The 9958-nt window shown below is 70.7% G+C and carries 8 protein-coding genes; 3 read left to right on the top strand and 5 right to left on the bottom strand.

The window, feature by feature from the left end:
* Positions 1–331 (top strand): MXAN_5187 C-terminal domain-containing protein (locus CAP_RS52790; protein ID WP_306413921.1); only part of this gene is annotated, 331 nt, incomplete at its 5' end.
* A 31-nt stretch (positions 332–362) separates the two neighbouring features.
* Positions 363–1949 (top strand): OmpP1/FadL family transporter, encoded by a 1587-nt coding sequence (locus CAP_RS32715; protein ID WP_156041348.1) that lies wholly within the window; start codon positions 363–365, stop codon positions 1947–1949.
* Positions 1950–1976: 27 nt separating this feature from the next.
* On the opposite strand, the gene CAP_RS46035 is transcribed toward CAP_RS32715, so the two are convergent.
* From CAP_RS46035 to CAP_RS32690, 5 genes are all read right to left on the bottom strand, one after another.
* A complete protein-coding gene (locus CAP_RS46035) occupies positions 1977–2492 on the bottom strand; it encodes a DUF2085 domain-containing protein (protein WP_052376443.1) in 516 nt (171 codons plus the stop codon).
* A gap of 2 nt (positions 2493–2494) precedes the next feature.
* Positions 2495–3508, bottom strand: a complete 1014-nt coding sequence (locus CAP_RS32705) for a uracil-DNA glycosylase (RefSeq protein WP_231511819.1) — start codon at positions 3506–3508, stop codon at positions 2495–2497.
* 10 nt (positions 3509–3518) lie between these two features.
* A complete protein-coding gene (gene trxB / locus CAP_RS32700; RefSeq protein ID WP_044248042.1) occupies positions 3519–4478 on the bottom strand; it encodes a thioredoxin-disulfide reductase in 960 nt (319 codons plus the stop codon).
* Positions 4479–4581: 103 nt separating this feature from the next.
* Complete coding sequence (locus CAP_RS32695) at positions 4582–5217, bottom strand: hypothetical protein (RefSeq protein WP_044248040.1); 636 nt, start codon at positions 5215–5217, stop codon at positions 4582–4584.
* A 97-nt stretch (positions 5218–5314) separates the two neighbouring features.
* Positions 5315–6076, bottom strand: coding sequence for an ExbD/TolR family protein (locus CAP_RS32690; protein WP_044248038.1), 762 nt, complete (start codon positions 6074–6076; stop codon positions 5315–5317).
* Positions 6077–6175: 99 nt separating this feature from the next.
* Between CAP_RS32690 and CAP_RS32685 the strand changes: the two genes are divergently transcribed.
* Entirely contained in the window at positions 6176–9958 is a 3783-nt protein-coding gene (locus tag CAP_RS32685) for a serine/threonine-protein kinase (RefSeq protein WP_044248036.1), read from the top strand.

Below are 9958 nucleotides of genomic sequence, written 5' to 3'. Positions count from 1 at the left end.
GCGCCCGCCGCCGCCGCGACGGCCGGCGCCGCCGCGCCCGCCGGGTGCGGAGATCACCGAGCCCGGTGTCGCGCTGGAAGGGGCGGTGCTCTCCGCCGATCCGGGGCAGCCGCTCGACGAGCTGACCGAGTGGCGCGCCGTCTACGAGGAGTTCCGCACGGTGAAGCAGCAGTGCGGGGAGCCCGTCGATTCGCTCACCTTCGAGAAGTTCAAGGCGACGCTGCAGCGGAACAAGGACGCGCTGGTGAGCCGGCACAACTGCACCCGCGTGAAGTTCACGGTGTACGTGAAGGACGGCAAGGCGGCCCTGAAGGCGTCGCCGGTCAAGTGAGCCGCGGGGGGGAGCGATGAGGGGGGGAGCGATGAAGAGCGCGCGCAGGACGTCGCCGCAGTGGAGGTCCGGGTGCCACGGGGTGGCGCTGGGCACGGCCGCGCTCGTGTCGTGGTTGGCCCTCCCGGCGTTCGCGTCGACGGGACTGGATTCGCCGGAGAGCGGCGTGGTGCAGGCGGGTCGTGGCAATGCGTGGGTGGCCCGCGCCGACGATCCGCTCGCCGCCTACATGAACCCGGCAGCGCTCGTGACCCAGGCGAGCGGGGTGCATCTCGGGGCACACCTCATCATGCTGGACCGGTGCTTCACGCGGCGCGGTCCAGGAAACACGCCGGTACCCGCGAACGCGAGCGCGCCAGGGACGTTCCCGGCGCCAGGGACGCCCGGCGGGCCTCCTGCTGCGGTGTGCAATGAAGGCGGGGTGTTCCCGAACCCGCAGATCGCAGGCACGTGGCGGGTCACGAACGATCTCGCGCTGGGCCTCGCCGTCGTCGCGCCGCACGCGGCCGGTTCGACCATCTTTCCCGAGACGGTGACCGAGGAGGGAGGTCAGGTGCAGCCGGCGCCGCAGCGGTACCTGCTGGTGTCGTCGGAGTCGCTGCTGGTCGCGCCGACACTCTCGGTGAGCTACGCGGTGACGCCGGAGATCGCGCTGGGGGCCGGGTTCATCTGGGGGGTCGGCTCCATCGACGTGGTGAACTTCTCCGAGGCGACGTCGTCGCCCGGGGGAGACGACTTCAACGCGCACCAGGATCTGCGTGCGCGCCTCCGGGGCGTCGACGCCTTCATGCCCGGGTTCGTGCTCAGCGCGCTGTGGTCACCGTCCCCTCGGGTGGACGTGGGCGCCTGGTTCAAGTGGCAGGATGGGCTGCGCACGAGCACCCGGGTGACCATCGAGTCGCTCTACTGGTCCGCGTCAGGGGCCAAGAACGAGCAGCGCTGCGCGGGCCGCGACCCGGACTGCAACGTGACCGACGTGGAGGACGCCGGCTCGTTCCACCTGCGCGTGCCCATGGAGGCGCGGCTCGGCGTGCGCTACCACCACCCTCGCGTGACCTCGGAGAGGCCCGGCTGGGCCGTCGGGGATCGGCGGGTGCGCGACCCCATGAGCGAGGATCTCTTCGACGTCGAGGTCGACTTCACCTGGGCTCACAACAGCGTGGTCGACGCGCTGGAGATCCGCTTCAAGCCGAACACGATCCCGGTCCGGGACACGCCGGGGTTCGTCCCCGAGAACGCGGACGTGCCTCATGAATGGCGCGACGTGTTCGGCGTGCGCGTTGGTGCGGACGTGGTGGCCTTGCCCAGTCTGCTGTCGTTCCGCGCTGGAGGGTTCTGCGAGACGAAGGGGCAGGACGACCAGTACCTCAACGTGGACTTCCACCTCGGCTGGCGGGTCGGTCTGTCGGGAGGCGCGACCGTGAGGCTCGGGCCCGTGGACCTCTCGGTGGCCTACCAGCACACCTTCTTCGGCGCTCTGGACAACGGCGGTGATGGCAAGGTGCAGGCGCTCTCGGGAGACGTTGGCTCGGGCTACCGCAGCGTGCAGGCCATCAACGGCGGGCGTCTGGAGAGCAGCCTCAACGAGGTCGGTCTGAGCGGGACGCTGCGGTTTTGAGGTAGGGCGCGTCCGGCGAGGGAGCTGCTAACGGTCCGGGCGCCCGGGACCGACGTGCGTCACGAAGGCGACGACCATGCCGTATCCAAGCAAGAAGCCGGTGGCGAGCCGGCTCTGATGCCACAGCGGGCGCAGGCCGAGGTCCTGGGTGATCACGTCGGCGACCATCAGCGCGGCGGCGATGCTCAGGAGCACGCGCCAGGTCGACATGCGCAGGTGGGGGCGCGCAAGGATGGCGCCCACGGCGAAGCCGGCGAAGATCCCCGCGCAGCGGCTGCAGAGGGGCATCAGCGTGCCGGCCAGGGTGAGCGACCGCTCCGGCAACCGGTGGCACATGGGCGCGAAGGTGCTGTCGAGGAGCGTGCCCACGACCCCCAGGTCGAGCCAGGCGCGTGCGAGGGCGATGCCCCACGGGAGCACGCCGATGAAGAGGAAACAGGCGCGAAGGAGCGCGGACGTGGCGCTCCTCGCGGCGTGGGCCTCCTCGGGCGTGAGGTGAGGCGCGCCGTCCGCCGGGAGGGCAGGGGGGCGCTGGGCAGACACGCTCAGTGACGCTCGGGGACGGAGCGGCCCAGGAAGGTCATGACCATCTTCAGATCGCTCCACACCTCCCGCTTGGCGCTCGGCTGCCGCAGCAGGTACGCCGGGTGGAAGGTGGGCATGAGCGGGATGGCGCCCTTGTAGAGCTTCCAGGTGCCGCGCAGCCGCGTGATGCCTTCCGTCGTGCCGATCAGTCCCTGCACCGCGGTCGCGCCGAGGGCGACGATGACCCGCGGGTTGACGATCCCGAGCTGCGTGGCGAGGTACGGGCTGCAGGCCGCCATCTCCGCCGCCTCTGGCTTGCGGTTGTTGGGAGGGCGGCACTTGACGATGTTGCAGATGTAGACGTCGTCGCGGTGGTACCCCATGGCCGCGATCATCTTGTCGAGGAGCTGGCCGGCGGGACCGACGAAGGGCTCGCCGCTGCGGTCCTCTTCCATGCCGGGCCCTTCCCCGATGAACACCAGCTCGGAGTTCGGGTTTCCGCGCTGGACCACCGTGTGCGTGCGGCCAGCGTGCAGGTCACAGCGCTGGCACCCCGCGACTTCGCTGGCGAGCACCGTGAGGCGCGCGCGTCGCTCGTCGAGCGTGTCGGTGGTGGGGCCTGCGGTTGGAGCCGGCGCGGCGGCGACCGGCGCGGCCACCGCTCTCGGTGCCTCGACGGGTCGCGGTGAAGGCCTGTCTTGCCGGACTGGCTCCGTCGCCTGAGCAGCGTGCATCGGAGCGGCGGTTACTGAACCCGCTGGCCTCGGTGCCTCGTACGCCGCGACGGGCGCTGCCGCCGGAGCGGCTGACAGGGGGCGCGCGGGCTTCGGCTCCTCGTACGTCGCGGCGGGGCTGCGGGGCGGGCGCTCCGGCTCCAGAGACGCTGGCAGGTGCGGCAGATGCGCCGGCGCTGCGCTCGAGGGGGCCTCGCCTGGCGGAAGCCCGGTGGTGCCGGTCATCACGTGCCAGTCGAGGAATGCGCGCACTGCGGCTGTCAGATCCGCAAGCTCCTGGCGCAGCGCATCGGCCTCCATGGGGATCGCCTCAGTGACCGCCCTGAGATGCGATCCAGCGCTCTGCGTCGAGCGCGGCCATGCATCCAGTGCCCGCCGCGGTCACCGCCTGGCGGTACGTCCAGTCCTGCACGTCGCCGGACGCGAACACGCCAGGCACGCTGGTGCGGGTCGAGCCGGGCTCCGTCTTGATGTAGCCGTTCGGGTGGACGTCGAGCTGGCCGATGAAGAGTTCCGTCATCGGGGTGTGACCGATGGCGACGAACATGGCCGCAACGGGGAGGTCGTGCTTCTCGCCCGACTTCAGGTTCTTCACGCGGACGCCCTTCACCTCGTCCTCCTCGACCCCGAGCACCTCGTCCACGGCGCTGCTGTAGAGGATCTTGATCTTCGGGTTCTCGACCACGCGCGTGACCATCGCCTTGGATGCCCTGAACTCGTCGCGGCGGTGGATGAGGGTCACCGAGGAGCACAGGCCGGAGAGGTAGAAGGCCTCCTCCATCGCGGTGTCGCCGCCGCCCACCACGGCCACGTCCTTGTTGCGGAAGAGCGCGCCATCGCACACGGCGCAGGCGCTCACGCCCTTGTTCTTGAGCGCGTCCTCGCTGGGCAAGCCGAGGTAGTTGGCGCGGGCGCCGGTGGCGATCACGACCGTCCTGGCCCGGTAGAGGGTGTCGCCCTCCCACACCTTGAAGGGGTGCACGGAGAAGTCGACCTTGGTGACGTCGGCGGTCACGATCTCCGTCCCCTGGTGGACTGCCTGCTCACGGAACCGCGTCATGAGCTCCTGGCCGGTCACCTTCTCGGGGAAGCCGGGGAAGTTCTCCACGTCGGAGGTGAACATGAGCTGACCACCCGGAATGAGCCCGCCTGCGCTGAATCCCTCAATGCACAGCGGCTTGAGGTTGGCGCGCGCGGCGTAGATGGCGGCGGTCAGGCCGGCAGGGCCAGAGCCAATGATGATGATGTTTCTGACGTCGGGTTCGCTCATGGTGGCCCGAATTTATAAGCGCGCTGGCCGCCCGCGTCGACATCTCGCTGAGGGAGCAGCGAGGGCGTGTCGGTGGGCGGCGTCGATGGTGGAGCGTGCGCGGTTATTTCCTGCCGCCCATGGCTGAGCACTCGTGCACGGGACCTGTCTTCGCGGTGCGCACACAGTCGCTGTAGGCCGCAATGCCCTCTTTCCACTTGCCCGAGTCCTGCAACGCCGACCCCAGGTAGAGGTAGGACATGGCGTCGGTAGGGTCGGCTGCAATGGCGGCCCGAGCAGCTTCGACGGCTTCCTTGTTCTTGCCGCGGTTGAGGAGCGAGAGCGCTTCCTTCTGGAGCCTCTTGGCCTCTGCCGGATCCGGCGTCGGCGCTCCGGCCGGCGCTTGCGCCGTCGCCTCGGCGGAGGGCGCCGCCTCGGCCTGTGCTGTGGGCGCGGGCGCAGGTGTCGCGGGAGGGACCGCGGCAGGGGGGGCAGGCTCTGCGGAGGTCACTGCGCTGGCGCTGGCCAGGCCTGCTTCGGGAGCAGCCATGGCTGGCTCTCGCGTGCTCGGTCCACCCCGAGAGCGGAGCCACGTCTTCCCCACCGCCAGGATGGCGAGCACGCCCGTGAGGGCCACAATGCCAGTGACCAGGCGGCGGAGTCGAGCACGCCGCAGGCGCGCCTCGGGCCGCAGTGTCTCTGGCGCCTCATCGTCGGCCGACGTGTTCACTTCGGTCTTGGAGCTGGGGATGGGAGACACGGCGTCGTCGTTCCTGAGGATCGGGTCGTGATGGATCGTCGCCGGTCGGGTGGTGGAGGTCGCGCTCCGCGAACCGCCCGACCCCGCGTGCGCAGCGCTAGCTCCCGGAGCCGAGCTTCACGGGTCGGCCGGCCACGGGAGCGTGATGCAGCAGCACCAGCGACTCGATCTTCTTCTTCTTGTCGGCCTGGAGCAGCGTCCCGGCGATGTTGTGGGTCATCTCCCACGCGATGGTGTCGTCGCCCGAGAAGAAGGCCACGGTTCCGTTGCAGCCGGCGATCTCCTTCTCCAGGGTCTCACCCGTGTGCGACAGATCGGGACCGGCCAGGCCTTTGCGCTGCCGCTTGCCGAGCCCGCCCTTGAAGGGCCAGACCGCGGTCGACAGGTCCTCAAGGACCATGGTCGTCACAGCGCACGTCGTGGGCGCGGTGACGCGCGGCTCGGGCGTCACCTCGATCTCCTTGGGCAGGTCGTCGCGACCATCGGTCTTGATGATGACCTTGGGAGCGCCCGCCGCGCCCAGCTCGTACACGACTGCGGCGACGATCGGGGTCTTCGCCTTCCTGTCGGCGAGCAGCGTGACCGGCTTCCCCTCGATGGGCAGCTCCTTGATGATCTTGATGAGTTTCTCCGTCGCATCTTGCTGCTTCATGTCGACGCGGCGGCCACCGAGGTAGGGCCCCAGCTCGTCGACGAGCAGCTCGGGCATTCCCTTGGGCTTGGTCGCCGTGGCCACCGGCGCGGCCTGGGTGGAGGCCGTGGCGCTCGGCGCATCCCCAGCGGGTGGTTTGGGCGTGTCGCACGCCGTCAGGAGCACGACGGGGAGTGCGGTGAAGATCCACTTCCAAGGGGCTGACATGGCGCGGGCAGTCTACCCGAAGGCGGGCCGCATCAGGCAACCTCCGGGGGTGAAGAGCTTGTGCCCCCACCGGGGAGGTGCTCTCTATACACTCTGTCGATGGGCCCCAGGAGCGTCTACCCGAGCCATGAATTCCAAGGCACGGGACGTTTCCAGGTGGTGCGGCGCATCGGCGCGGGTGGCCTCGGTGTCGTCTACGAAGTGCTCGATCGCGAGCACCAGCGGCGCATCGCACTGAAGACGCTGCGCCGGCTCGACGCCGACGCGAGGCTCAGGCTGAAGTACGAGTTCCGGGCGCTGCAGGACATCCATCACCCCAACCTGATCGGGCTCGGCGAGCTCCACGAGGACGAGGGACAGCTCTTCTTCACCATGGAGCTGATCCGCGGGGTGGACTTCCTGGTGTACGTCCAGGATCACGAGGACGGCGGGGCGACGGACGGCGATGAGCGCGGCGCCGGGCCGACCACGCAGGGGACAGCGCGTGAGCACGAACCACTCCGCACCATCCCGCCGAGTTCGGTAGGGCCGAGCTCACGGTGGCACAGCCGGCGCGCGATCCAGGTCCACCAGGGGAGGCTCCGCTCCGCGCTCGCGCAGCTCGTGGAGGCCATTGCGGCGCTGCACGCGGCGGGCAAGGTCCACCGGGACATCAAGCCTTCCAACGTCCTCGTGACCGCGGCAGGGCGGGTGGTGCTGCTCGACTTCGGGATGATCGCCGACAGCGACGGCCCCGCGATGGACGCCTCGATCGTGGGTACCGAGCAGTACATGGCACCCGAGCAAGCGGCGGGGCTCCCGGCGGGCTTCGAGGCCGACTGGTACAGCGTGGGCGTGGTCCTCTATCAGGCGCTCACCGGCGCCTATCCCTTCCAGGTGGCGCCGTTCATGGTCATGGAGCTGAAGCAGCGCTCCGAGCCAGAGCCGCCCTCCACGCTGGTGAGCGGGCTGCCCGAGGATCTGGTGAGCCTGTGCATGGAACTGCTCCGGATCGACCCTGCCGCGCGCCCCACCGCGGGGGAGGTGCTGCGGCGCCTGGGCCGCACCCAGGCGAGCGCCGAGAGCATCATCCCCTCGCGGCGCGGCGCGGTCTTCGTGGGTCGCACCGAGGAGCTGGAGATCCTGACCGAGGCGCTCGCCGAGGCGGGGCGCGGGCGCGCGCTCGCGGTGCTGATCGAGGGCGAATCGGGGATCGGCAAGACCTCGCTGATGCGCCGCTTCCTCGACCGGATCACCGCGGAGGCCGACGTGCTCGTGGGTCGCTGCTACGAGCGCGACGCGGTCCCCTACAAGGCCGTCGACGAGGTGATCGACGCGCTGAGCCGCACCCTCGCGAAGCTGGGAAAGCAGGACGTGGAGGCCCTCCTGCCGGAGCGCGCCGAGCTCCTCGGGGAGCTGTTCCCCGTGCTCGCGCCCGTGCTCAAGGTCGGCGAGGAGCCCACGTCCTCCGAGCCGGGAGAAGCGATGGTGGCTCCTCGCGAGGAGGCATTTGCCGCGCTGCGAGAGATCCTGCGCAGGCTGCGGCAGCGAGGGCGCATCGTGATCGCCATCGACGACCTCCAGTGGGCCGACGCGGACGGGCTCGCCCTGCTCTCGGACCTCCTGCGCCCCCCTGGTGAGCCCGCCCTTCTCTTCGTGGCGACCCTCCGGACGGGAACGGGCGCATCGTCCATCGAGCTTCTCGAGCGACTCGCGTGGCCCAGGGAGGCGGTGTGGAAGGTGGAACTCGGAAGGCTGCCCGGGACCGAGTCCCGCGAGCTGCTCCGGCAGCTCCTGGCTGGCGCATCGTCCGGCGAGGAGCGCGCGATGGAGGCCACGCTGCGAGAAGCGGATGGGCACCCGCTCTTCCTCGACATGCTCGCGCGGGAGCACCTGGCGCGCGGTGAGCGGCGCGGCACGACGAGGCTCCGCGACCTGCTCTGGGAGCGCATCGAGGTGCTTGCCCCGGAGGCGCGTGAGCTCCTCGACCTGCTCGTGATTGCGGGCAGCCCCGTCCCCGTGGGCGCGGCCCGGCAGGCGGTCCGCATGGATGGCCCTGGCTTCGCCCGGCACTTCGCGGCGCTGCGCGACGCGGGCCTCGTGCGGACCAGGGGCGCAGGCGAGCACCAGTACCTGGAGATCTACCATGACCGGATCGGGGAGATCGCCCAGCGAGGCATCTCTGCCGAGACCAAGCGCGACCTGCACGGTCGCCTCGCGCACGCCCTCGAACGCAGCGCCGACACGGAGGCGGACGCGCTCGCTGCTCACTGGAGGGAAGCGGGAGAGACGGAGCGCGCGTTCGCGCACACCGCGCATGCAGGGGACCGCGCCGCGCGTGTCGGGGACTTCGAGCGGGCGTCGGCGCTTTACCGGGAAGCGCTGGCCCTCGAGGAGACCGTACCTCGCCGCGCCGGTGAAGACCCGACGGCTCGCGCTACCCTCCGGCGCACGTTGCAGGTCCACCTGGGCGATGCGCTGGGCCACATCGGCCGGTCCGCCGCTGCGGCTGCCGTCTATCTCGGCGCGCTGGACGGGGCGACGCCACCCGAGGCGATGGACATCCGCCGCCGCGCCGTCGAGGCTCACCTGCGCGCGGGAAGCGTCGACGAGGGGCTCCGCGTGGCCGAGCCCTTGTTCGTCTCGCTGGTGATCGCCGCCCACCAGGGGTCTGCTGCCGCGCAGATGCTCCTCCGGCGGGCGCAGAGCCAGCTCCACGAACTCCACTACGAGGAGCGCTCGCTCCAGGAAAGCTCCCCCGAGGCCCTCCAGCGCATCGACCTCTGCTGGTCCCTCGCGACGGGGTTGGCGTTCGTCGATCCGGGGGCTGGGGCGCTGTTTAGGTCCCAGAGCCTGCTCTTCTCGCTCGATGCGGGCGAGCCTTCCCGCATCGTCCGCGCCGTCGCCCTCGAGGCGAGCCATGTCGCTGCCGGAGGGGGACCGGCGTCGGAGCGCGCCGCGGCGCTGCTGGCCGAGTCCGACAGGCTCGCGCGTCGTCTCGGAAATCCCCACGCGACCTCTCGGGTGCTCCTGGCCCAGGGGGTCTCCGCGGGCTTCCAGGGGCGGTGGCGGGCGAGCCTCACGGCGCTCGATCGCGCCGCAGAGATGCTGACCGAGCGCTCCCTCGAGGCGAGGTGGGAGCGCGGCGTCGCGCGCTACTTCTCGGTGTGGTCACTCTGGTTCCTCGGGGATCTCGGCGAGTTCTCCCGGCGGGTGCTCTCCTCCCTGCACGACGAAGGAGAGCAAGACGATCGCTACCTCGCCTCCCTCCTCCGCACCTCTCAGGCGAACGCCTTCTGGTTGCTGCGCGGCGACCCGGACGCCGCCGTGAGAGAAGCGGATGTCGCCATCGCCCGGTGGGCCCGGACAGGCCGCCAACTCCAGCCCTGCTTCGACCTGCTCGCGCGCGCGCACATCTTCCTCTACAGGGGTGAAGGCCAGGCCGCGGCGCAGCTCTTCGACGATCGCTGGCCGGAGCTGGAGCGGTCGCTCGTCTCGCGCATCCAGGTCGTGCGCCTCTACCTCGCGTTCGTGCGCGGTGGCGCCCTCCTCGCGGCCGCGCGCGCCTCGGCGGATCCGCTGTCGCGGCTGTCCGAGGTGCTCGGTGCGGCGTCCCGCATCGAGGGCGAGGGGATGCCCTGGGCGACGCCGCTGGCAGCCATGCTGCGCGCGGGAGCGGCGGCGGTGCGAGGGGAGCGCGAGGAAGCGCTCTCCCTGCTCGACCGGGCTGCCACGCAGCTCGATGCCGCGGACATGTCGCTCTATGCAGCGGCAGCCAGGTTCCGCGTCGGCGCACTGGGAGACGCCGCCACGCTGGCGCAGACGACCCAGTGGATGCGCCAGCATGGCGTGGCGGATCCGGCCCGCCTCACGGCCATGCTCGCCCCGGGGTTCCCGGACTGA

The organism is Chondromyces apiculatus DSM 436, assembly GCF_000601485.1.
Taxonomy (GTDB): Bacteria; Myxococcota_A; Polyangia; order Polyangiales; family Polyangiaceae; genus Chondromyces; species Chondromyces apiculatus.
Note: the sequence above shows the minus strand (reverse complement) of the source record. Positions and strands in the feature narration are given on the sequence as shown.